This is a genomic window from Marinomonas sp. UCMA 3892, assembly GCF_012726345.1.
In the GTDB taxonomy this organism is placed as follows: domain Bacteria; phylum Pseudomonadota; class Gammaproteobacteria; order Pseudomonadales; family Marinomonadaceae; genus Marinomonas.
Map to the genome: position 1 here is coordinate 186,659 of NZ_PTXN01000010.1, position 22,419 is coordinate 209,077.

Here is a 22,419-nt window from a genome sequence, read left to right on the forward strand (position 1 = left end):
TTTAAATAAGTACTAGTATTAAAATTCTATTTTTTTACTGAAACATCGCCACCACGCTCATACCAGGTAAAACCTTGACTGGTACTTTTTTAATCGTAGCTCGTATTTGAATAGTTTGGCTCGTTGGGTCGACACTTGGCCCAATATGGCTAACCACCGCCTGCAATGTTTGTTGTGTCTCTTCGACCTGTAATGTGATTGCTTTATTTATTGTCAGCCACGCCATCCATTGTGCTGGAACAATTATGTCGGCTTCTAATCGATTCAATCCGACGATTTTCATCAAGGCTTGTTGCTGTTGCACAACTTCAAATGTATGACTATCGAGTTGTTCAACCACACCATCAAAAGGCGCTTTAATATCACAACGCTCTACGTTTAGTTGTGCAATAGTGCGCTCTGCCTGAACCTTTTGTAGCTCAGCTTGTGCAATAGTGACTTCCAATGTTCCAATAGAATTCAGCCGATTAAGCTGCTGAGTGTTATCTAATCTTGCTTGCGCGACTTTCGTTTCGGCATCCACTTTTTCCAATTGAGCCTCAAACAACCGACAATCTAAGCGAATAAGAGAATCCCCTTGCTTAAAGGATTCCCCCATTCTTTTGGGCACTGCAATCACTCTGGCAGATAACTCAGTAGACAGCGTCGCCTTATTGGTTGCGACCAATATACCTCGCGCTTTAAAGGTCTCTTGTGCGATAACTGGCATCGTTATTACACAAAAGAGCAGGCACACCACAACTTTCAGTTTGAACATCATCAAAACTTACTTCTCAGCCACACTTTTTGCCGCTAATGCAGATTGCATTTCTTCCGCTGAAATCACTTCAATGTCACCTTGCTCCCAACGAGCAAACATGTTGTTAAAAGCCGTAGATAGCTCTTCTAGACTCATATTGCCAAAACCTTCTGGCAATGGGTCCAGACCCATAGAAACTAGCACTCTACCGAAGTTATTTTGCAGATCAGCATAAGCCACATCACGACGTAACTCTGCCAACAAAGCATTTAGATCCTCACGAATAACGGTTAAATCACCAATACTTTGCGCTGTGCGGCTAGAATCTACTTGGGCTTTAATACGCTGTGCCACATCATAATATTGCGTAGCCAGTGCATAAGTATCATTCGATTCTTTGAATTGAATATCAGCAATGTGAACCTGAGAGATAACCGCCATAGAGGTTGCTAGAGATCGCTGTTTGCCCGCGGCAATTTTCAAGTCATTCAACCTATCTAACTTGCCATATCGAAACACGTTCATAAGGTTCCAATTCAAACCCACACCAGCAGACGTCCAGTCGTTATAACGAAGGTAATCAGAATCGTTGTAATTCAGGCCTGCACTAAGGCTTAAGCTTGGAAAAAGAGACAAAAAGGCAGAATGCACTTCTTCTTGAGTAATACGCTCTTGGTATTGCGCTTCTCGTAGTTCTGGACGAAGTACTAACGCAGTGCGCTCCATAGAACTCATGTCGACATTAAGAACAGGGATATCGCTATTAGGATTATTAACATCTGCCAATTCAAAATTAACAGCAGGATTTAGGCCCATTAAAATTGCCAACTCAGTTTTAGCCGGCATCAAATCCTTACGAATGTCTTGAAGGGTACGCAAGGTTTCCAATAGGGAACGCTGATAGGTTAATGCTTCCATTGGGGACTGAGCACGAAGCTTTTCTATCTTAGCTGAGTCAACTAGTGCTGCACGAGCCTTAACGATTAAAGGGTTGATTTTAGATAACAAACGTTCCGCAGAAACCGCCCGATAATAAGCATTACGAGACTGCTCCATAATAGAATGAACCACTTTACGTTCGCGCTCTTTGGAAATCAGAAAGCGATCTGCTTGCTGTTTTGCACGATAGTACGACAAGCCAAAATCGAGAATATCCCAAGTCGCGCCAATACTCGCATTTACCGTACTTTTATCAGATGAAACCGAGTAGCTCGGATTGCTACCTAAGCTCGATGGCTCATCACCGGAGAAAGTAACCGATGCAGAAGCCGCGTAATTATTACGATGATTATAACCTGCCTTGGCAGCTAATTCTGGCAACATATCAAACTTATCGACAGCCAATTGCCCCTGCGAAACTACAGCTTCAAAGGCTTTTAAACGCGCATCGCGGTTATACTTAATAGTACGAGCAAAAGCTTCGTTTAAATCGATTGGACCAGTAATAGGGGCAACATCTTTATTTATCTCATCAGCATTTTCAGCCGCCTGAGACAAGATTTCTTGATTAGTAAATTGTTTAGGGGTTACCGAACAACCAGCAACCGACAAAGACACAAAAACAGCCAAAGCAGTTCGACCAAATAGTAGGCGAGAAGTCATAAAAACCCCTTATAAATAAATAATAAAAAAAATCATCGGTAGACAAATGGAATAGAAATAAAAATTAGACCAGTCAAATATATAACAGGCAGAAAGAGAGGGTATTTAGAACAGTTTATAACGCTACATTCCATGCAAGCTCACTTTACTGTATCCGCATCAAAGAATTTGATTGCGATTGCCATCAAATATATAGGCATCGTATAAAAATCACAAAAAAAGCGCAATAAAAACGAAAAAAACACTAGGTAAACTAACATAACTTACGACCTCATAGACTAACCACAAAACACTTCCTTATTTCATGCACATATTTGCAAGCAGGGCTTTATAAAGCCTGAGTATAATACTCGACTATTATTAGAATTCGAGCTTGCTCACAGCTCTTCAAAACATCATTTTTTCTTTGGATAACATATGGAAAATGCCCACAACAACACTTCGTCTTCCGGTATGGGGGCGAAGGAGTTCACACTCTTAGTTGCTCTATTAATGTCGATAACGGCAATCTCCATTGATGCCTTACTACCAGCACTTGGGATTATCGGTAACGAACTTGGTGCAGTAACAGCAAATCAACCACAATTACTCATTAGCATGTTGTTTTTAGGTTTGGCAATGGGGCAATTAATTTGTGGGCCACTGTCAGATGCCCTAGGTCGCCGCCCTATTCTATTTGGTGGCTTTACTCTCTACTTAATTGGCACTGTAGTCTGCTACCAAGCCGATAGTTTAGAAATGCTGATGTTGGGGCGCTTTATTCAAGGCTTAGGGGTAGCAGGACCTTATATATCCGCTATTTCCTTGGTTCGCGACCTATATCATGGCGCGCAAATGGCTCGTATCATGTCATTGGTGATGATGATTTTCGTCTTGGTTCCAGCCATCGCCCCTACACTTGGGCAAGCGATTATGTTTGTCGATGATTGGCGCGGTATTTTTGAGATGTATCTTGTTTATGCTGTGTTATTGATTGTTTGGATTGGCTTGCGTTTAAAAGAAACACTACCAAAATCCAACCGTATTCCTTTTTCGAAAAAAGGCTTTTACGAAGGATTTAAAGAAGTAGTAACAAATAGAATCACGGCGAGCTACACCATTTGCATGGGGTTATTCTTCGGTAGCTTTATTGGCTATTTGAATTCTTCACAACAAATATTTCAGGTGCAATTCAAAACTGGTAACTTGTTCGCACTTTACTTTGGTTTACTGGCCTTAGTATTGGGATTTTCTTCTTTGATTAACTCACGTATCGTTGAAAAATATGGTGCTAAATACATCGCCTTCCGCGCTATTTGCCTTGTCGTTATTGCGTCCATTGCTTTCTTTGCTTTACACGCTTTTGTGACGATCAGTTTATGGATGTTTTTAGTTTATGCTACCGTTTTGTTCTTCTGCTTTGGGTTATTGTTCGGTAACGTCAACTCCCTAGCAATGGAACCAATGGGGCATGTTGCGGGCATTGCATCTGCGGTTATTGGTTCAGTGTCATCAATTATGTCGATGAGCATTGGTACTGTGATAGGCCAAATGTACAACAATACCTTGATGCCAATTTCGGGTGGCTTCGTGATTATGGGCTCACTAGCAGTATGCATCATGTATTGGGCCGAAAAAGGCCGTGTTGAGGAAGAAATTGAAGAGCAAAGCGCAGCGGTTTAATTAGGGAAGCAACCTGTTGAGGCTTTCATAGTTTTTTGCCGTGCTCTAGCGCGTCAAGGGTTTTAGTTTGGTGTTATCGGCCTTTTGACGGCCTAAAGGCGCTGCCTTGATTTTGGTTTCATCAAAGCGTCCATCTAAGTAAAGCCGAACACTTAACTGCCTAGAAATAAACCGCCTTTCATCAGACTATCAAGCTGACTTTCCAAGTCTGCCTTATCCATCATCCGCTGTTTCATCAAGGCTGGCATCAGGAGCGCTTCTTTGCTCACCGCTTTCAATGCAAAGAAATTCACCGCAGATACACTAAAGTCCGCAATCCATGCCTTCAAAGTGGATTCTAAAACCGCTTCAAACTCAGCAAATAAGGCAAAGGTAGAAGGTGCCATTTTATGCTGTTCACCTAATAAAATGCGGTACACAGCAAGGTGCTCCGCTTTATTCACCCACACTTGCCAAAGTAACATCCAGCCATTTATTAGCGACACCTCTTTTTTAGATTGCAAACGACCTAAAGCTTTTTGCATATCACCTTGCGCTTGCTCTGTTAACGAAGTTAACACCATTTCCCACAATACCAACTTGGTAGGAAAATTACTGTATACCGTAGGCTTAGACACGCCAGCCGTGGCAACGACTTGGTCAATGCTGGTGCTTTGGTAACCCTGCTGAGTAAATAAGCCACATGCGGACTCCACTATGTGCGCTTTTTTACTGGGTCTTCCTCTTGCCATAATTTCCTCGATCTAACTATTCGCTATAAATTATATAGTAACCTATTGATGTTCATCTGCTTTCGTTTTCTAACAACGCAATTTGGCTTTGTGTCTGTCTGAAGACTCAATCTCTATCCTCTAAAACTTAATTTCCCATCAACAATTCAAAACACTTGACGAACGCCTATCATCGCATTAAATTAACTAAACGGTATAGTTAAATAAATAACAATTTTAGGAGCAAGTCATGCAAAGCGAGAACGGTTTCTACGGGCAATACGGCGGTAGCTATATTCCTGAAATCCTTTATTCGAGCCAACAGCAAATTTTACATGCGTTCGAAGAAGCCAAAAACGATCCAGAATTTCTCGCTGAGCTGAATAAACAATGGCAGCAGTTTTCTGGCCGCCCAACGCCGCTGACTTTTTGTGCGAATTTAACTGAGCATTTCGGCGGCGCACAGATTTACCTTAAGCGTGAAGATTTAAACCACAGTGGCGCGCACAAGATGAACAACGTGATTGGCCAAGGTTTACTAGTCAAACGCATGGGTAAAAAACGTGTGATTGCCGAAACAGGTGCAGGACAACATGGTATTGCCACCGCTTTGGTTGCGGCACGATTAGGGTTGGAGTGCACCATTTATATGGGCGCGAAAGACATTGAACGCCAATATCCAAATGTATTCTGGATGAAACAACTTGGCGCAACCGTAGTGCCTGTTACCACAGGCGCACAAACATTACGTGATGCACTAGACGAAGCATTGCGCGATTGGTCTTCTAGTCATGAAGAAAGCCATTATTTGATTGGTACATCTTGTGGCTGCGCCCCTTTCCCTGAAATGGTCGCATTCTTCCAATCCGTTATTGGTAACGAAGTACGCGAGCAAAGTGTCGCGCAATTCGGTCAATTTCCAGACCGTTTGTACGCTTGTGTTGGCGGTGGTTCGAATGCTTGTGGTTTGTTCCTACCTTTCCTCGATGATAAAGAAGTGGAAATGGTCGGCGTCGAAGCAGGCGGTAAAGGTTTGGAGCTTGGCGAGCATTCTATTCGTTTGTCCCATAATCTTGGACAGCCTGGTATCGCACAAGGCTTTGCTACCATGTTCTTGCAAGACAATGCCGGACAGCTACAAGAAACCCACTCAATCGCAGCAGGCTTAGACTATGTTGGCGTCTCTCCTATCATTGCCCATTTGGCCGAAACAGGTCGAATTAACATGACCTATGCCATGGACGATGAAGTAATTGCCGCTTGCACTCTTCTACTAAAAAAAGAGGGTATCATTCCAGCACTTGAGTCTTCTCATGCACTAGCGGGCGCTTTTAAAGATGCACCGAACTTACCTAAAGACTCAAAGATCGTTATCAATCTTTCTGGTCGAGGTGACAAGGATATCTTTAACGTGGCAAAAGCGGTGGAAGACGAAACCTTCCCACAATTTTTAACCGATTACCTAGCCTCTTACCCAACCACTCAAAACAAAGGGGATAAAGCATGAGCCAGTTAGCGACTTTTATCGCAGAAAAACGCCAAAACAAGCCAATTTTATCCATGACCCATGTGGTTTATGGGTACCCAAGTGTTGAAGAAAGCTTGAACTGGATGGAAAAATTGATGGAGGAAGGGGTGGACTTCATCGAAGTACAATTTCCTTTTTCCGATCCTGTCGCCGACGGCCCAAGTATTGTTGCTGCTTGTCATAAAGCATTAGAGCAAAAGCTGGACGTGGAAACTTGCTTGTCTCAACTAGGAAAAATAGCAAAAAACTTTCCTGACAGCCGCATTGTGTTGATGAGCTACTTAAATCCAATGTACCGCTTTGGCTTAGACAAATTAGCCAAACGCGCGGCAGAAGAAAACATTCTGGGGTTAATCCTTCCAGATCTACCAATTGAGCAAGCCGCTACTTATCAATCGGCTTGTAAAGCCAATAACATCGATCCAGTTTGGTTAGTAACCCCTGTGACCCCACCAGACCGTTTAGCCATGCTAGCGAACCAAGCCAGTGGTTTCTTATATTGTGTCGCTCGCTCTGGTGTAACTGGGCATTCTAGCCATGAAGGCAAAGCCAAACAGACTTCACTTGATGACTACTTGGCGCAGATCAAACAACATGCCAGCGCTCCGATGGGCGTCGGTTTTGGTATACGCGAACGTGCCCAAATCGAACAGCTCACAGGCAAGGCAGATATTGCCATTATTGGTTCTGCCCTCTTAGATGCCTACAACCAAGGTGGTCAAGAAGCAGGCATTAAGCTAATTAAAGATTTGTTTCACTAATGAAGAGTCAATAATTAGTACTTGAAAAACGCAAAACCTGAACATATGATCCATATACAATTCATATATGGATCATATATTCATGGGTATTATTAAAATCTCCGACGAACTTCACGATGACATACGCAAAAGCAGTACCGTCATGTCCCGCTCCATTAATGCTCAAGCCGAATTTTGGATAAAAATGGGACGCTTAGCCGAGCTGAATCCAAGCCTCACTTTTTCCGAATTAATTGCCCAAGAACTTGCCAACGCGAATGCGGATGAAATGCCACTTAAGGCTGTAAAGTAATATGCAAGTCCATATCAAAACCCCAGCAGAAATCGAATTCATGCGTGAATCTGGCAAACTTTTAGCCAGCGTCTTTCATATGCTTGATGACTTTGTTGAAGAAGGCGTGTCGACCCTAGAGATTAACAATCAGGTCGAACACTTTATTCGCAATACCTTGGGGGCAAGACCTGCGAGTCTTGGGCAATATGGCTATGAGTTTTCTCTAAACTCTTCGCTTAATGAAGTCGTTTGCCATGGTATTCCAAGTGAGCATCGACAACTAAAAGCAAAAGACATCATCAACCTCGATATCACACTGGAAAAAAATGGCTTTATCGCTGATTCCAGTAAAATGTATGTGATGAGCGAAGCCAATCCTGTAGCTAAGCGCTTAGTTAAAACGACTTATGACGCCATGTGGGCTGGGATCAAAAAAGTAAAACCAGGTGCTACGTTAGGCGACATAGGCGCAGCCATCCAAAGTCTTGCAGAAAGCAAAGGTTATTCAGTGGTCAAAGAATACTGTGGTCATGGCATTGGTCGAGAAATGCATGAAGAACCACAAGTTCTGCATTACGGCAAAGCCGGAACAGGAATGAGCCTGAAAGAAGGCATGACTTTCACCATCGAACCCATGATCAACCAAGGTAAAGCCAAGACCAAGACAAAAAAAGACGGCTGGACAGTTGTGACAGCTGATAAAAAACTCTCCGCTCAATGGGAACACACCATCTTGGTCACCTCGACCGGATTTGAAGTACTCACGCTGAGAAATGAAGAGCACACTCTTAAACAGTCTTAGCCCAATGACTTTCCATAAAATCAATGAAGACTCTCAGTCTATTCGGCATAAAACGCATTGCAGGAAACTGCATGTATATTCCTCCTTGGAAATCGCTATTTAACTGCCAGTCTTCTAGTACTTGCACCACCTCCCCTTTTTCTAAAGCATCTTGGACGACAAAATCAGGAAAAGGTGCAATACCAAAGCCATTCATCACGCCTTTCAGGCGCATTTCAGCATCAGTCATCATGTAGCGACCATCCACAGTAACGACCGTCCTCCGTTCCCCTTGGCTAAAAGTCCAGATATTATCACCATCAAATAATCCAAGTGGTAAACAGGAGTGATCGGTCAAATCTTCTGGAGAGTTTGGTACACCATGATCTGCCAAGTATTGAGGACTAGCGCACAAAACAGAGCGAACACGGCCTAATGTTTTGCAGACCAAATGCTCGTAAGGCTTCTCGGCGATATAAAAAACTAAGTCGACATTCTGATAGGCTGGATCCACTCGCAAGTCTGTCACTTGCACTTGCAAAGAAACCGCTGGATACCGCTGCATAAAAGACACAAGCAAAGGCTCTAAAACCTGTCTGGCAAATGAATCCGGCGCGGCGATACGCAGACGACCGGAAGCCTCGTTGGCATTATTTTCTGAGGCAATAACGGCTTCTTTTGCACTGTCTAGCATTTGCCGACATTGCTCGTATACCGCTCTGCCTACCAAAGTCGTGGTTTGACGACGTGTCGTACGTTCTATTAATACCGCCGACAAAGCGGTCTCTATTCTTGAAACTTGCCGACTAACGCCAGACGGTGTCACGCCCAGCTTTTGGGCCGCTTTAGTAAAACTTCCAGTTTCAACAACGGCAACAAAAGCCGCCATATCAGGCAACAAAGCAATCAGTTCATTTGTGTCCATGAGTCATAAGTCTTTTGATTTGTTAGGTAATTATAATCATCAAGAACACAAGTTAGCATGCTTTATCACTCAACTCACCCTTTCTTAGAGAGCAAATATGGCATCACAAACGCTAACTACCCCATCCGTTTTTTCAAAATTGCCCATCGCTGAATTATCGCTTTTGTTCACCGCTTTTTTTTGGGGAACAAGCTACGGCATTACAAAAGATGCCTTGCTCTATACCGGCGTACTGGCCTTTATTATCATCCGCTTTGGTTTAACATCGCTTATACTCGCTCCCATTTTTATAAGAGAACTGCGCAAAGGGTTAGCAAAAGACTGGAAATTTGCCGTGCCAACAGGCGGTATTTTACTGTGTATTTTTCTTGCTGAAATCTATGGTGTTTTTCACACGACAGCATCTAAAGCGGCTTTTTTGATCAGTCTCTGTGTACTTATTACGCCATTGGTCGAATCCATTGCGGACCGAAAATTGCCCAGTAGATCGATAGTATTATTTGCCTTACTGTCTGTTTTTGGTGTTTTTCTACTAACCACGCAAGGCATCGACCAGCAAACACCTAATATCTTCTCTTTTAATCTGAATAAAGGAGACTATTCAATCCTATTAGCGGCGTTGCTACGAGCCTGTATGGTCGTGACAACAAAAATCTTACTGAAAGATAGAGTATTATCGCCCCTGAGTACGACAAGCATTCAGGCCAATATCGTCACTCTTGGTGCATTACTCATTTTTATTGTGAGCAATAATCCAATTGAGCAGTTAATCCCTACTGACTTTTCCTTTTGGGCAATCATTTTTTACCTAGTAATTTTCTGCACCATCTTCGCTTTTTTTGCGCAGAACTTCGGTGTTAAACACACAACACCCTCACGAGTCGCCCTGCTAACGGGTTCAGAGCCCGCCTTCGGAGCAATTTTTGCGTATTATTGGTTAGGAGAATCCCTGAATACGGTACAGATGATAGGAGGCGCTTGTATTTTATTGGCCACCATCATGGCGACGTTAAGAAAATAGAAATCACAATTCGAAAAACGAAAAATAAAAAAGGCTTAGGTACTATATAAAATAGAAACTAAGCCTTATTTGAAACTCCCTGAAAGCTACGCTCAATGACGAAAAAAGAATGATTACTTAGGTAAAAGCACGGTATCAATTACATGAATCACACCATTAGATTGTTTAACGTCAGCAATAGTCACGTGTGCAACACGGCCATTTTCGTCTTCAAGCATGATTTTATCCCCCATATAAGTAGCCATTAATGTACAACCACCAATAGTCGGGACTGGGTGTTTACCCATATCGTCATCAATCATGGTTTTAATGGCACCAGATAGAGCATCCGCTTTTACTACGTGACAAGCCAAAACCTTAGTCAAAGCAGCCTTATTTTCGGGTTTCAAAAGATTCGCAACGGCGCCATCTGGTAATTTATCAAACGCAGCATTTGTTGGAGCAAAGACAGTAAACGGGCCAGGACCTTGAAGTGTTTCCACCAAGCCAGCGGCTTTAACAGCAGCGACTAATGTGGTGTGATCTTTAGAATTCACCGCATTTTCAATTATATTTTTGCTGGGAAACATTGGAGCACCGCCAACCATTGGATTGGCTGTGTCGTTAGTACTCTTCATACCACCAGCTGAACAACCAGCCAAGGTAAGGATTGTAGCAGCAGAAACAAGACTTAATAATTTCATTGTTATTCTCCAATTTTATTATCCATAACAATTCGCCATGGTCATAAAGAGATACGGTGAGAATACAAAAAGGTTTCAGATTTAAAAAAATACCGACTCGCCTTTCTCAACGACACACTTTATGCATCTTTAGAATTGCGTAACAGTAATAGGAAAAGTTTCAGATATTTTATGTTAAAAAATGGAAAACGCGTGAAAGAAACTAAGGCTATAAAGCTTAAATTGAAAGGCAAAAAAAAGGGTAAGTTCCGAAGAACTTACCCTTTTTTAAATATTCTTAGTAACTAATTAAAGTACTGTAATATTTTCTGCTTGAGGACCTTTTTGGCCAGCAGTAACAACGAATTCTACTTGTTGGCCTTCAGCCAAAGTTTTGAATCCTGAGCTAGCAATAGCGCTGAAATGTGCGAACACATCAGGGCCAGACTCTTGCTCAATAAAACCAAAACCTTTAATTTCGTTGAACCACTTAACGGTTCCTTTAACTGTATTAGACATAAATAATCACCTGAGTTTATATAGCCCTTTTGGGGCCGGTTTTGCAAAAAAATAGACTTGTACTTAGAAACTTTCAGACGAGGATTTTATGAATAAAACAACGTATTGCAGAGTTAATAATTTAGACTTCTTTCTAGCTTGTGCCGCCATAGTATAGAGATACGCTTTGGATAGATAGCTTTATTCCAACTTATTTAAAATAAGTTGCTACCTACCCCATACTTTTTGTCCATCGATCCAGGTTGACGTGACAAAATAATCTTCGCTTAAAGCAACAAGACTAGCTCGATAACCCGCTTTAATACGTCCAAAATGATGCTCTATTCCTAAAAATTCAGCAGGCCTTAAAGACGCCATTTGCAAGGCTTCCGTAGGTGTTCGGCCAATTAAAGAAATAGTATTGCGTACGGCAGTTGCCATATCTAAATCGGAGCCCGCTAATGTGCCATCTTCGGTGGTGACTTTGCCTTCACTGCGCAGTACTTTTTTGCCTAAAAATGGCATTTCTTTTTCATCTGAACCCACACTCTGAATAGCATCGGTTACCAAAAGCATATGCTCACAGCCTTTTGCGGCAATAGCAACTCGCATACTAGCAGGATGAACATGATGGCCATCGGCGATTAAGCCGCACCAAGTTGGGATGTCGGTTTGCAATGCAGCACCAACCACACCAGGCTCACGGCTAATTAAAGGCGTCATAGCATTAAACAAATGGGTGAAACCACGAGCACCATCTATCACAGCTTGCCTTGCTTGATCATAATTCGCAGCAGAATGGCCAATACAAACAATAACACCTTCAGCAACAAGCCATTCAATAAAGCCTTCTGGCACTTGCTCTGGTGCTAATGTCACCATGAGCTTTCCACTTCGACTCACTTCTAACAACGTGGCAAGCTTACCTTCTGTGGGTTTACGCAGTTTAGATTCATTATGAACACCTTTACGAATAGGGTTAAGATAAGGTCCTTCATAATGCATTCCTAAGATCCCTGCCATGTTTTGTTTCAATGCTTCGCAAACCGTTTGGTGAGCTTGCGACATGATCTCGTAATCATCAGATATTAATGTCGGCATCATAGCAACCGTACCGAATTGAGCATGCACAGCCACCATGCGCTCTAATGCTTCAATCGTCGGTGTATGGTTAAACAAGGCACCGCCACCACCATTTACGTGCACATCAATAAACCCAGGCGCCAAAATATCCACTACTTCTGTATTATCATTTAAATGCTCATCTGAATAATCAGGCACAGAGACAATAGAATCAATTACTTGATCTTTGAAGGTCACTTTTTGATTCATTAACCAGTTTTCGCCGTCGAACAGACGTTTTGCAAATATAGTTTTCATCATATGCTCCTTCATATTGCCTTTCTCCCTATTTGCGCTTTGGCCATCAAAATCGCACCCGCCATAGCATCACCCTTTGGCTGACAAAAGTAAGGCGAAAAACGCTCAGGCAAATATTCTAAAATGGCTTCTGAGACGCCGCCGACCAAAACGATCTTCTGCGCACCTTTGGTAATTAAAGCGTCTAAATACTGACTTACCCATTCCACTTGCTGCTGGATGATTTTTAACGCGATAGGATCTTTTTGCTTAGCAAACTGAAAAACCTGAACAGCAAAAGCCCCGTATTCTTTCGGAAGTGGTGCGCGATTTTGATACAACACATATTCTTCCGCAGACAAAGAAAATTCAGCATTAATACTGTCAGTGAAAGGCGTCGAAGGCGAAATACCATCTAGCGCTGCTAACGAATACTCCAGTGCAGATAGGCCAATACGCGCCCCACTCCCCTGATCTGATAAGGGAAAACCCCAACCACCAACAATGCTGAATCGTTCATGTTGATAAACGACACCACAACTGCCAGTGCCTAATATCAATAACGCGCCATCTTCACCGTTAAACGCCCCCAAACAAGCCGCATGCGCATCGGTTAATAAGTAGCGTTGCCCAAAAGGGGATTTTTGAGAAATCACCTGTTCTTGTTCTAACGGCTGATTGGCACCCGCCAAGCCTAAACCTAACGTAATTTTTGCATAAGCTTCGGGAGGAATATTGCCTTGGCGGCAGGCTTCAAGACAGGCATTAATAATATTCTGCCATGCCGCTTCTATTCCTATTCTTGGATTACCCGAGCCACCTACGGCCTCACCCAATACATTACCATCACTATCAACCAAGCGGGCTCGACAGAAGGTTCCTCCTCCGTCCACTCCTATATATAAGCCGCTCATGACACATTCCCCTCATGTAATTGTTGTCGTTTTTGTTCGCACCATTGGTAGTACTCTTTTAGCGCTAATAAGCTAGCTGCCTCTTCATCCAATACTATGGTTGCCGCTTCATGTAATTGCAGTGCCGACGCTGGACACATAGCAGAAAGCGAGCCTTCTATCATGGCTTTTACCGCCTCTGCTTTCGCTTTTCCGGTTGCCATTAACAACACTGCTCGACTATCCAAAATGGTACCTATTCCCATAGTGAGTGCTAAATGGGGCTGAAACTCTCCGTCTTTGAAAAAACGTTTATTCGCTACAACAGTGGATTCCGACAAGGTTTTGATACGAGTTCGTGATGCAAAGCTGGAAGTCGGCTCATTAAAACCAATATGACCATTTACACCAATGCCCAAAATCTGCAAATCAATACCACCAGCTTGCTGAATACTTGCTTCATAATCCTGTGCGCTGTTCTTTAAGGTGCCTGCATCTTGGCTTTCGGCCAATGGAACATGCGTGTTCGTAGCAATGATATCAATAGCATCAAACAGATGCCGATTCATAAAAGTGCGATAGCTCTGCTCATGAGAGTCGGCAATACCAATATATTCGTCCAAGTTAAAACTTGTCGTGTGACGAAACGATACTTGCTTAGATTGATAAAGCACCACCAGCTCTTTGTATAAAGCGATGGGCGTAGACCCTGTCGCCAACCCTAAAACAGGATTCGTTTCGGTATTAATCACATCAATGACGCGAGCAGCCGCATACAAGGCCACATCATGAGCAGATGGGAGAATGATAACTTGCATAAGAATCCTCTTTTCTAAACAGAACAAAAACAAAACCAATATAGAACCAATTAGAGCGTAAGATCAATTTATTTTCCACAATATTGTCATATTTGTTTGCCTGAACGAATAATTGGTGCTAGTTTTTAAGAATAATCAATACCTAAAAAATACCAATAACATTTTAGCACCTAATTAAAAAAGCACTCATATCACAATTGGAAAACACAATCGGAGAGTACTCATGTTCAATGTTCGTTCCGCTTCACCTGAAACAAAAATGGCAACAAAACTTACTTGTCTAGCCGCCATCCTGCTTAGCAGCACTGGCATAGCGCAAGCTGCGAACGGTTTGTCGATAGAAAGTTGGCGCAGTGATGATGCTAATATCTGGTCTGATGTCATCATTCCAGCTTTCAACAAAAGCCATCCAGATACAAAAGTAAACTTTGCCCCAACCCCTCCAACGGAATACAACTCAGCCTTACAAGCAAAATTAAAAGCAGGTTCTGCTGGTGACTTAATCACTTGTCGTCCATTCGATACGGCATTAGATCTTTATAAAGACGGTTATCTTGCCAACTTAAATGATCTAAAAGGTCTAAAACAATTCTCTGACGTAGCGAAAAGCGCATGGGTCACGGACGATGGCAAAGACCAATTCTGTATGCCTGTTGCGTCGGTTATTCATGGTTTTGTTTACAACAAAGAAATCTTTAAAGAACTTAATTTATCCGTGCCTAAAACCCGCGATGAGTTTTTCAAAACACTTGATACCATCAAATCAGAAAGTCGTTATATACCGTTAGCAATGGGAACCGCGGATCAGTGGGAAGCCGCAACCATGGGATTCCAGAATATCGGACCAAACTATTGGCAAGGTGAAAAAGGCCGTAAAGCACTACTAAGTGGTAAAGAAAAATTCACCGACAAAGCTTATGTCGATACTTGGAAAGAACTTGCCCAGTGGAAACCGTATCTAGGTCGAGGATTTGAAGCGCAAAAATATTCTGACTCACAGAACTTATTTACCTTAGGTCGTGCTGCTATCTACCCAGCGGGCTCTTGGGATATTCAGACGTTCAACAATCAAGCGGATTTTGAATTTGGTGCGTTTCCACCTCCAGTGGCAAAAGCAGAAGACACTTGTTACATCAGTGATCATACCGATATGGGTATTGGCATCAATGCAAGTTCGACTAATAAAGAAGCCGCTAAAATCTTCTTAAATTGGATGGCAAGTAAAGAGTTCGCCACGCTTTATGCTAATGCGGTACCGGGCTTCTTCCCGTTGTCTGATCATCAAATTGACATCAAGGATCCTGTTGCACAAGAGTTTATGAGCTGGCGTCAGCAATGCGAATCGACCATTCGTAACTCTTATCAAATCCTGTCTCGTGGCACCCCAAACCTAGAGAACCAACTTTGGAACGTGAGCGCTCAGGTAATCAATGGCACCATGACACCAGAAGCCGCCGCCAAAGAAACACAGGAAGGCTTGGAGCAATGGTACAAACCTCAGCAATAAACTAAACCATTAAGAGGTCGTCCATTAGGATGACCTCTTAACTATATGCAATTTATCTAGATAGCACGTTACATTGAGATGAACTATGACTCCATCCAACCAACATGACGAAAAGAAACCTTTCCCATGGCACTTGGTATTTTTCCTCGGGCCGGGATTGCTTATTTACGTTGTATTCAGTGTTTACCCCTTGCTCGATACGCTCGTCTTAAGTTTGTTCAACGAGCAACAGGGACAAAGTCATTTTGTCGGACTACAGAATTTTATTACCTTGGTAACCGACGACACTTGGTCACAGGCTTTTTGGAACGCACTGGGCAATAACTTCAAATTTTTCGCGATTCACATGCTTGTACAAAACCCGATTGGTTTACTTCTTGCGGTTTTATTAAGCTCGCCAAAACTACGTTTATCCGGTACTTACCGAACACTTATCTTTATGCCTACCATGCTTTCTGTGGTGATTATAGGTTTCGTTTGGCAGTTGTTGTTAAGCCCTATTTGGGGAATTTCGGAAAACTTCCTTTACAGTATTGGTCTTGGTCAATACTTCGATGCTTGGCTTGGTAAAGAAAGTAGCGCACTAATCACTTTAGCTTTTATATCAGTCTGGCAGTTTGTCGGTATTCCGATGATGTTGATTTACGCCACCTTACTCAATATTCCTGATGACATTGTCGACGCCAGTGTGGTTGATGGTGCAAATTCATTCCAGACCTTTTGGCACATTAAATTACCGTTAATTTTGCCAACTATTGCCATGGTCTCAATTTTAACCTTTGTGGCGAATTTCAATGCATTTGAACTGATATATGCGGTAAAAGGCGCCCTTGCCGGCCCGAATTTTTCGACCGATTTAATGGGAACTTTCTTCTACCGAACATTCTTTGGCTTTCAGCTACAACAGGGTAGCGCATCCATGGGTGCTGCGGTGGCAACACTGATGTTTTTGATCATTTTAGTGGGCGTCATGCTGTTCTTATTCTTTATTCAACGTCGCATTCAGCGATTCCAATTTTAAGGAAGTTATAATGAAACTATTTAGTCGTTTTATACCTTCCTCTAGAATGAGGCAAGTACCCAAAAGTGTCACCGTGCATGCTGTTTTATTGGCCTATACCGTGATTGCTCTTTTTCCGATTATTGTCGTTGTGATCAATGCCTTTAAAGAACGTCGTGCAATTTTTCGTGATCCACTCGGCTTACCAGACAGTGATTCCTTTACCTTAGTGGGCTTCCAGCAAGTTCTATTGAGATCAGACTTCGGCTTGTATTCTTGGAACAGTTTGGTCGTCACTATTTTGGCGGTCGGTTTGGTACTTTTACTTGGCGCTATGGCCGCTTGGGCTCTGACAGAATACAAATTTAAAGGCAACTTACTGATTACTTTTTTGTTTGCCATGGGCATCATGATTCCAATACGTCTTGGCACGGTGAGTATTTTAAGCCTGATGGTCAACTTGGATCTAGTAAATACACTTACTGCACTGGTGCTGGTGTATATCGCCCAAGGCTTACCCCTTGCTGTGTACATATTATCGGAGTTTGTACGCACCATTCCAAAGGAACTCACCGAAGCAGCTCGCTGCGATTCGGTTAGTGAATACAAGATTTTCTTTTGTGTCATCTTGCCACTATTGAAACCTGCGATGGCAACCGTTGCCGTATTCACCATGATTCCGATTTGGAATGATTTATGGTTCCCACTGATACTCGCGCCGGGTGAAGAGACTCGCACTATAACCCTTGGCGTACAGCAATTTGTTGGTCAATACGTCACAGACTGGAACTCGGTTTTGTCAGCGCTAACCTTGGCGATCGTTCCTGTGCTGATCCTATACACCATTTTTTCAAGACAATTGATCCGCGGCTTAACCAGCGGAGCGGTCAAATAATAGTTTATATCTTTGACCGTTGGAGGTTTATTTCATGGCTAGTGTAAAACTTAACAATATTAAAAAACGCTTTGGCGATGTGGACGTACTGCATGGTATCGACCTTGATATCAAAGACGGCGAGTTTGTCGTGTTGATTGGCGAATCTGGTTGCGGTAAATCGACCTTATTGCGTTTGCTGTCAGGATTAGAAGACATCACCGAAGGCGACTTGTACATCGATGACGAACGCGTCAATGGACGCTCGCCAGCCAAACGCGGCATCGCTATGGTGTTTCAATCTTATGCTTTGTACCCTCATATGAACGTGTTTAAAAACATGGCATTTGGCTTAAAAATTTCCGGCAAAGACAAAGCGTTTGTGAACAACAAGGTTATGGAAGCGGCGAAGAAGCTAAAGATTGATCATTTATTGGAGCGATTACCGAGAGAATTGTCTGGTGGCCAACGCCAACGCGTTGCCATCGGTCGTGCCATTGTACGCGACCCGAAAGTCTTCTTATTCGATGAGCCTTTGTCTAATTTAGACGCCTCACTACGAGTTCAAACTCGTGTTGAGCTTGGCAAGCTTCATCAGGAACTAAAAGCCACGGTGGTTTATGTTACTCACGATCAAGTAGAAGCCATGACATTGGGCGATAAAATCGTCGTGATGAACAAGGGCCGTGTCGAACAAGTTGGCGCACCGTTGGATTTGTATCACCATCCAAAAACACAATTTGTCGCTGGCTTTATTGGTTCACCTAAAATGAATTTTTTGAAAGCGAAGATCAGTCAATCCGGCGCTGAAAACACGCAACTTGTGCTAGAATCTGGCCGCGTTATTCAAGCCTCGATCGATACTTCGTCTTTAAATCAGGGCGATATAGTACAACTAGGCATGCGGCCAGAACACATGGCGCTAAACTGCGAAAGCAACATCGTAGAAGGCAAAGTTACTCTGATTGAACACCTTGGTGAACTGTCTTATTTATATGTTGATATTGGGCAAGAAGGCGAAATGGTGCTTAAGGTGGATGGCGACAACCAACACCAAGCAGGTGATAAAATTACCTTTGGCATTCAACCTAATCGCTTGTATTTATTTGATCACCAAGGCAAGGCTTTAACGAGAGTAAACGCGCATACGTCAGCGACTATTCTCCTTTAGAACTGACATACTTAGCTCTTAGAAAAAACGAGTACGAATACGGGAACCCCTTCCCGTTCAGGACACTGATATGAACCAAAATCGGGTTAATGAGTTATTTGGCGCGGCCCAAGCATTGAGAGAAAAAGGCATTCCTCTTTATATGCAGGTAAAAAAAGCCATTTTAGCGTCTATTTCTGCAGGTCGAGTACTTGGTGGAGATACGCTTCCACCAGAGCGTGATCTGGCCAAGTATCTTGATGTTTCACGCGTCACCGTGCGCCGAGCCATCGACGAGTTGGTAAAAGAAGACGTATTGACGCAACGTCAAGGCGCAGGAACTTTTGTGAGTGAAAGGGTTGAACAACCGCTGAACCACTTGCGTAGCTTTACCGAAGTCATGAAAGCACGTGGTAAAGCCATTACATCAAAATGGCTAGATCGCTCTTTAGGTATGCCTCATGAGGATGAATGCAAAGCACTTAAACTGTCAGCAGAGCAAGAAGTGGTACGCTTTTATCGTTTGCGTTATGCCGATGGCAAGCCAATGGCGCTTGAGCTGGCGACGATTCCAAGCCGTTACATTCTCAACCCTTTTGCGATGGAAGGATCATTGTACGATTTGCTGGAACAACAAGGCTGCCGCCCTGTTCGTGCGTTTCAGCGTCTTCGCGCCATTAGCATTGATGAACAAAGAGCTCATCTACTCGACATCCCAGAACTTAGCGCTGTACTTTACATTGAACGTACCGCTGTCACACAAGATGGTACGCCCATTGAGTTTACGCGCTCATGGTTCCCTGGGGATTCTTACGACTTCGTTGCAGAGATTCATAATACAGTTTGATAAAACCCTAATAAAACAAACCTCTAATCACAAAAAAGGCTTTCTACGGTAACAATAGAAAGCCTTTTTTGTGTGTTTAAAAAAACAAAACGACGACTACTTTTCTTCTTTGGCCTTAGCCAGCAACAAAAACCGCTTATGTATTTTTCGCGTTGCTAGCCATACACTGCCAACAACAATAGGCACGGACAAGCCAATCACTAAACTTTTATCAAAATGGACACCTTTGTCGTACACAGCCTCAATCAAAAACTTCAATAAACCTACGCTGTAGTAACTGATCGCAGCAACAGACAAGCCTTCGACCGTATGCTGCATGGCAAGTTGAATTTTCGAACGACGATCCATGGAAGTAAGCAGTTGCTGATTCTGAGATTGAATCGACATTTCTACTTGAGTGCGCATCATATCTGACACTCTATCAATGCGAGTAGAAAGACTTTCTAAGTGATTCCCTGCTGTATTACAGGTTCTCACTGCAGGCGTTAAGCGACGAGTCATGAATTCGGTAATGGTTAAGTGTCCAGATACTTCGTCTTCTTTTAACTCAGCTAACCGTTTTAAAACCAGCTCGTGATAAGCTCTTGTAGCACTGAAGCGAAAAGAGGTTTTTGATCGTGTCGCTTCAACCCAAGCGGCCATATCGATTAGTTCACTCAATAAGGCTTGCTCATCAAGGGGTTCCGTCGCATCAGACAAGCTAGCGGTAGTTTGGGCTAACTCTTCGTCCATGACAACCAGTTCTGCGTTGTATTTACGCGCCATGGGTAAGGCTAATAACGCCATCAAACGGTAGGTTTCGATTTCTACTACACGCTGAACCATGCGGCCTAATTGACTATCACTCATGCGTTTGTTGTAAATCAAAAAGCGCCCACAGCCATCACTATGTAGCTGAAAAGTGGTCCAAACCTGCGCGTCACCATTTTGAGGACGACTACCGACTAAACGCATACCCTCAAAATGACTTTTTACAAGGGCCAGATCTGGTTCAGGGATGGTTCGAGCGTCTTCAACCGACACATGAAAAGCCGCAATGGTAATGCCAGGCATGCTTGACAACCACTCAACCGGCAAATAAGCCAAGGCATTTTGATCAAAAAAACCTAGCTGCGCATCGACCTCAGTATAGATGACCATATAAGAAACAAATTCAAGGTGCTTATCACGGCGAACCTTAAAAGAACCAAAATCTACCTCAAAACACACACTGTCATTTTCTGGCGGAGTGCCATTAAAATAATTATAAAGTGAGCAAAAGTGCTCAAACTCTGCTTGCTTTTGATCTGACCTAACAATAACAGCAAGGTAACTGATTCTGGCTGGACTAGGAAGTACCTGAAAAGGCCGCGAATGTAGCTCTGCATACAATACATCTCTTAACGGATGCATCTCCAAACCATACGAATTATTAACCTTGTTCATTACAAACCTTATATTAAGAGTAACCTAAAAAAAACAAACATCACTCAGCAATTGTGTGCGGGTTACTCGGCAATTTCCATAATATTTTATTTTTACCACTTTTTTTCGCGAGCCCCAGCATTTCATCCGCTGTAATAAAAAGATCATCGCTACTGCAACTTATATTAGGTAATTTTGTACTTCCTCCCACACTAACCGTTACCTTACCGCTAAAATCTTCATGACTGTAAGCTAAATTTAGGGCCTCAACTCCTTGCATACAAAGACGAGCAACCTCAGCAGCATCTTCTTGAGTATGGTCAGGTAGCAAAATAACAAACTCTTCACCACCATATCTTGCAACAAGTCCTTTATCTAAAGCTTGCTTAGCTAATACCATTGCTACTTGTTGAAGCACTTTGTCACCGGTTGCATGGCCGTAACAGTCGTTATATTGCTTGAAATTATCAATATCAATGACCAGCAAAGAAAGACATCCTTGATGAGTAATGGCTTTTTGCCATTCTTGCTCAATGACATCTTTATATTTACGACGATTAGCAAGTGATGTTAAAGGGTCAATATTAGCTAGTGTTTCTAACATTTTACGCTGTTTTACAAGCTGTAAATGAAGTCGTACACGAGCCTGCACTATATTGGTATGCAGCGGTTTTTGAATATAGTCGCTGGCCCCCATTAATAGGGCCTTTTCTTCATTGCTTGAATCATTTAAAGCAGTAATAAAAATAACAGGTATAGCACTTGTGCGCACATCATGACGAAGACGAGTCATGGTTTCAAAACCATCCATTTCTGGCATTATAACATCCAGCAAAATCAAATCTGGCTTATATTCTATAGCCTTTCTAATCCCCTGCTCACCACTTTTTGCCAGCATAACGCTAACTTCATCGCTCAGTATATCACTGATGATTTTCAGGTTAATTTTTTCGTCATCAATGACTAAAACACTTTGCTCTTCTGTCATCGTATCTAATCACCTTGAAGCTCTAAAATAAGCTGAGATGCTTTAACAGTAGCCAGGGCAAACGCACGAACATTATTTGATCAACCCCATCACCTTGAACAGATACGCATCATCCCAACCACAGGCCTTACGCTTGTTTTTGATACCCAGTTTTACACTGGTTTCCTGCTTTAGTAGGTTTAGAGCGATTTGTCGGGTGGTTGCTAGGTTTTCTGCCGCATAACCTTGCCTAGCTCGACACTGATCTTCCCCAAAAGAGACATCCAGAACCCAATGAAGCTGGTTTTCGACGCCCCAATGCTCGCGAGTGGCCTTTAATACTTCTTCTGCCGTCATCAGTTTGCTGGAAATAAAGTAACGAATATGGCTTCGGCCTCTTTCATTAGCAATACGATCTGACTGTATCGCGGCGATGG

General features: G+C 42.8%; 23 protein-coding genes. 11 read left to right on the forward strand and 12 right to left on the reverse strand.

Going from position 1 to position 22,419, the window contains the following annotated elements:
- Positions 1–34: 34 nt before the first annotated feature.
- Both B6N13_RS15590 and B6N13_RS15595 read right to left on the reverse strand, forming a co-directional pair.
- Positions 35–760: an efflux RND transporter periplasmic adaptor subunit gene (locus B6N13_RS15590; protein ID WP_169459908.1), complete on the reverse strand. Its 726-nt coding sequence runs from the start codon at positions 758–760 to the stop codon at positions 35–37.
- 6 nt (positions 761–766) lie between these two features.
- A complete protein-coding gene (locus B6N13_RS15595; protein ID WP_169459909.1) occupies positions 767–2,341 on the reverse strand; it encodes a TolC family protein in 1,575 nt (524 codons plus the stop codon).
- Positions 2,342–2,758: 417 nt separating this feature from the next.
- Here B6N13_RS15595 and B6N13_RS15600 point away from each other — a divergent pair, with 417 nt between their 5' ends.
- Complete coding sequence (locus B6N13_RS15600; protein WP_169459910.1) at positions 2,759–4,003, forward strand: multidrug effflux MFS transporter; 1,245 nt, start codon at positions 2,759–2,761, stop codon at positions 4,001–4,003.
- Between the two features lie 152 nt (positions 4,004–4,155).
- Here the strand turns inward: B6N13_RS15600 and B6N13_RS15605 are convergent, their stop codons facing one another.
- Positions 4,156–4,734 (reverse strand): TetR/AcrR family transcriptional regulator, encoded by a 579-nt coding sequence (locus B6N13_RS15605; RefSeq protein WP_169459911.1) that lies wholly within the window; start codon positions 4,732–4,734, stop codon positions 4,156–4,158.
- A 229-nt stretch (positions 4,735–4,963) separates the two neighbouring features.
- Here B6N13_RS15605 and trpB point away from each other — a divergent pair, with 229 nt between their 5' ends.
- The 4 genes from trpB to map all read left to right on the forward strand — a co-directional run bounded on the left by trpB (position 4,964) and on the right by map (position 8,078).
- Positions 4,964–6,220 carry a tryptophan synthase subunit beta gene (trpB, locus tag B6N13_RS15610; protein ID WP_012069371.1) on the forward strand — a complete coding sequence of 419 codons (1,257 nt, stop codon included), beginning with the start codon at positions 4,964–4,966 and terminating at the stop codon, positions 6,218–6,220.
- Positions 6,217–7,002: a tryptophan synthase subunit alpha gene (trpA, locus tag B6N13_RS15615; RefSeq protein WP_012069370.1), complete on the forward strand. Its 786-nt coding sequence runs from the start codon at positions 6,217–6,219 to the stop codon at positions 7,000–7,002. The genes trpB and trpA overlap by 4 nt, the downstream gene beginning before the upstream one ends.
- An 82-nt stretch (positions 7,003–7,084) precedes the next feature.
- Positions 7,085–7,294 (forward strand): ParD-like family protein, encoded by a 210-nt coding sequence (locus B6N13_RS15620; RefSeq protein WP_048813967.1) that lies wholly within the window; start codon positions 7,085–7,087, stop codon positions 7,292–7,294.
- Position 7,295: 1 nt separating this feature from the next.
- Positions 7,296–8,078, forward strand: coding sequence for a type I methionyl aminopeptidase (gene map / locus B6N13_RS15625; protein ID WP_169459912.1), 783 nt, complete (start codon positions 7,296–7,298; stop codon positions 8,076–8,078).
- On the opposite strand, the gene B6N13_RS15630 is transcribed toward map, so the two are convergent.
- Positions 8,065–8,982, reverse strand: coding sequence for a LysR family transcriptional regulator (locus B6N13_RS15630; protein WP_169459913.1), 918 nt, complete (start codon positions 8,980–8,982; stop codon positions 8,065–8,067). The two genes, map and B6N13_RS15630, sit on opposite strands and share 14 nt — an antisense overlap.
- 97 nt (positions 8,983–9,079) lie before the next feature.
- On the opposite strand from B6N13_RS15630, the gene B6N13_RS15635 reads away from it, so the two are divergent.
- Positions 9,080–10,003 carry a DMT family transporter gene (locus tag B6N13_RS15635; RefSeq protein ID WP_169459914.1) on the forward strand — a complete coding sequence of 308 codons (924 nt, stop codon included), beginning with the start codon at positions 9,080–9,082 and terminating at the stop codon, positions 10,001–10,003.
- 113 nt (positions 10,004–10,116) lie between these two features.
- On the opposite strand, the gene B6N13_RS15640 is transcribed toward B6N13_RS15635, so the two are convergent.
- The 5 genes from B6N13_RS15640 to nagB all read right to left on the reverse strand — a co-directional run bounded on the left by B6N13_RS15640 (position 10,117) and on the right by nagB (position 14,233).
- The gene (locus B6N13_RS15640; RefSeq protein ID WP_012069365.1) at positions 10,117–10,686 is read right to left on the reverse strand and encodes a fasciclin domain-containing protein; all 570 of its coding nucleotides are present in this window, start codon (positions 10,684–10,686) and stop codon (positions 10,117–10,119) included.
- A gap of 288 nt (positions 10,687–10,974) precedes the next feature.
- Entirely contained in the window at positions 10,975–11,184 is a 210-nt protein-coding gene (locus tag B6N13_RS15645) for a cold-shock protein (protein ID WP_012069364.1), read from the reverse strand.
- Positions 11,185–11,391: 207 nt separating this feature from the next.
- Complete coding sequence (gene nagA / locus B6N13_RS15650) at positions 11,392–12,543, reverse strand: N-acetylglucosamine-6-phosphate deacetylase (protein WP_248280356.1); 1,152 nt, start codon at positions 12,541–12,543, stop codon at positions 11,392–11,394.
- 11 nt (positions 12,544–12,554) lie between these two features.
- On the reverse strand, positions 12,555–13,436 hold the full coding sequence (locus tag B6N13_RS15655) for a BadF/BadG/BcrA/BcrD ATPase family protein (RefSeq protein WP_169459916.1): 882 nt from the start codon (positions 13,434–13,436) through the stop codon (positions 12,555–12,557).
- Entirely contained in the window at positions 13,433–14,233 is an 801-nt protein-coding gene (gene nagB, locus B6N13_RS15660; protein ID WP_169459917.1) for a glucosamine-6-phosphate deaminase, read from the reverse strand. Before nagB ends, B6N13_RS15655 begins: the two co-directional genes overlap by 4 nt.
- Before the next feature lie 223 nt (positions 14,234–14,456).
- Here nagB and B6N13_RS15665 point away from each other — a divergent pair, with 223 nt between their 5' ends.
- The 5 genes from B6N13_RS15665 (at position 14,457) to B6N13_RS15685 (ending at position 19,611) form a co-directional block, all read left to right on the forward strand.
- The gene (locus B6N13_RS15665) at positions 14,457–15,740 is read left to right on the forward strand and encodes an ABC transporter substrate-binding protein (protein ID WP_211172886.1); all 1,284 of its coding nucleotides are present in this window, start codon (positions 14,457–14,459) and stop codon (positions 15,738–15,740) included.
- An 85-nt stretch (positions 15,741–15,825) separates the two neighbouring features.
- Positions 15,826–16,761, forward strand: coding sequence for a sugar ABC transporter permease (locus B6N13_RS15670; RefSeq protein WP_169459918.1), 936 nt, complete (start codon positions 15,826–15,828; stop codon positions 16,759–16,761).
- 10 nt (positions 16,762–16,771) lie between these two features.
- Complete coding sequence (locus B6N13_RS15675; protein WP_169459919.1) at positions 16,772–17,635, forward strand: carbohydrate ABC transporter permease; 864 nt, start codon at positions 16,772–16,774, stop codon at positions 17,633–17,635.
- A gap of 34 nt (positions 17,636–17,669) precedes the next feature.
- Positions 17,670–18,785 (forward strand): sn-glycerol-3-phosphate ABC transporter ATP-binding protein UgpC, encoded by a 1,116-nt coding sequence (gene ugpC / locus B6N13_RS15680; protein ID WP_012069357.1) that lies wholly within the window; start codon positions 17,670–17,672, stop codon positions 18,783–18,785.
- A 70-nt stretch (positions 18,786–18,855) separates the two neighbouring features.
- Positions 18,856–19,611: a GntR family transcriptional regulator gene (locus B6N13_RS15685; protein WP_012069356.1), complete on the forward strand. Its 756-nt coding sequence runs from the start codon at positions 18,856–18,858 to the stop codon at positions 19,609–19,611.
- Between the two features lie 96 nt (positions 19,612–19,707).
- On the opposite strand, the gene B6N13_RS15690 is transcribed toward B6N13_RS15685, so the two are convergent.
- The 3 genes from B6N13_RS15690 to B6N13_RS15700 all read right to left on the reverse strand — a co-directional run.
- Positions 19,708–21,036 carry a DUF3422 domain-containing protein gene (locus B6N13_RS15690; protein WP_169459920.1) on the reverse strand — a complete coding sequence of 443 codons (1,329 nt, stop codon included), beginning with the start codon at positions 21,034–21,036 and terminating at the stop codon, positions 19,708–19,710.
- Positions 21,037–21,076: 40 nt separating this feature from the next.
- The gene (locus B6N13_RS15695; protein WP_169459921.1) at positions 21,077–22,003 is read right to left on the reverse strand and encodes a diguanylate cyclase; all 927 of its coding nucleotides are present in this window, start codon (positions 22,001–22,003) and stop codon (positions 21,077–21,079) included.
- Between the two features lie 72 nt (positions 22,004–22,075).
- Positions 22,076–22,419, reverse strand: a 344-nt coding sequence (locus B6N13_RS15700) for an ISAs1 family transposase (protein ID WP_169459922.1), incomplete at its 5' end; no start/stop codon positions are given.

Excerpts from the sequence above, each read along its gene's own strand:
- B6N13_RS15695 (WP_169459921.1), bottom strand. The coding sequence starts at position 22,003 with ATGACAGAAGAGCAAAGTGTTTTAGTCATTGATGACGAAAAAATTAAC.
- B6N13_RS15590 (WP_169459908.1), bottom strand. The coding sequence starts at position 760 with ATGATGTTCAAACTGAAAGTTGTGGTGTGCCTGCTCTTTTGTGTAATA.
- nagB (WP_169459917.1), bottom strand. The coding sequence starts at position 14,233 with ATGCAAGTTATCATTCTCCCATCTGCTCATGATGTGGCCTTGTATGCG.
- ugpC (WP_012069357.1), top strand. The coding sequence starts at position 17,670 with ATGGCTAGTGTAAAACTTAACAATATTAAAAAACGCTTTGGCGATGTG.
- nagA (WP_248280356.1), bottom strand. The coding sequence starts at position 12,543 with ATGAAAACTATATTTGCAAAACGTCTGTTCGACGGCGAAAACTGGTTA.
- B6N13_RS15685 (WP_012069356.1), top strand. The coding sequence starts at position 18,856 with ATGAACCAAAATCGGGTTAATGAGTTATTTGGCGCGGCCCAAGCATTG.
- B6N13_RS15600 (WP_169459910.1), top strand. The coding sequence starts at position 2,759 with ATGGAAAATGCCCACAACAACACTTCGTCTTCCGGTATGGGGGCGAAG.
- B6N13_RS15655 (WP_169459916.1), bottom strand. The coding sequence starts at position 13,436 with ATGAGCGGCTTATATATAGGAGTGGACGGAGGAGGAACCTTCTGTCGA.
- B6N13_RS15640 (WP_012069365.1), bottom strand. The coding sequence starts at position 10,686 with ATGAAATTATTAAGTCTTGTTTCTGCTGCTACAATCCTTACCTTGGCT.
- B6N13_RS15635 (WP_169459914.1), top strand. The coding sequence starts at position 9,080 with ATGGCATCACAAACGCTAACTACCCCATCCGTTTTTTCAAAATTGCCC.
- B6N13_RS15630 (WP_169459913.1), bottom strand. The coding sequence starts at position 8,982 with ATGGACACAAATGAACTGATTGCTTTGTTGCCTGATATGGCGGCTTTT.
- map (WP_169459912.1), top strand. The coding sequence starts at position 7,296 with ATGCAAGTCCATATCAAAACCCCAGCAGAAATCGAATTCATGCGTGAA.
- B6N13_RS15665 (WP_211172886.1), top strand. The coding sequence starts at position 14,457 with ATGTTCAATGTTCGTTCCGCTTCACCTGAAACAAAAATGGCAACAAAA.
- B6N13_RS15670 (WP_169459918.1), top strand. The coding sequence starts at position 15,826 with ATGACTCCATCCAACCAACATGACGAAAAGAAACCTTTCCCATGGCAC.
- B6N13_RS15595 (WP_169459909.1), bottom strand. The coding sequence starts at position 2,341 with ATGACTTCTCGCCTACTATTTGGTCGAACTGCTTTGGCTGTTTTTGTG.
- B6N13_RS15645 (WP_012069364.1), bottom strand. The coding sequence starts at position 11,184 with ATGTCTAATACAGTTAAAGGAACCGTTAAGTGGTTCAACGAAATTAAA.
- B6N13_RS15620 (WP_048813967.1), top strand. The coding sequence starts at position 7,085 with ATGGGTATTATTAAAATCTCCGACGAACTTCACGATGACATACGCAAA.
- trpB (WP_012069371.1), top strand. The coding sequence starts at position 4,964 with ATGCAAAGCGAGAACGGTTTCTACGGGCAATACGGCGGTAGCTATATT.
- B6N13_RS15605 (WP_169459911.1), bottom strand. The coding sequence starts at position 4,734 with ATGGCAAGAGGAAGACCCAGTAAAAAAGCGCACATAGTGGAGTCCGCA.
- B6N13_RS15675 (WP_169459919.1), top strand. The coding sequence starts at position 16,772 with ATGAAACTATTTAGTCGTTTTATACCTTCCTCTAGAATGAGGCAAGTA.
- trpA (WP_012069370.1), top strand. The coding sequence starts at position 6,217 with ATGAGCCAGTTAGCGACTTTTATCGCAGAAAAACGCCAAAACAAGCCA.
- B6N13_RS15690 (WP_169459920.1), bottom strand. The coding sequence starts at position 21,036 with ATGAACAAGGTTAATAATTCGTATGGTTTGGAGATGCATCCGTTAAGA.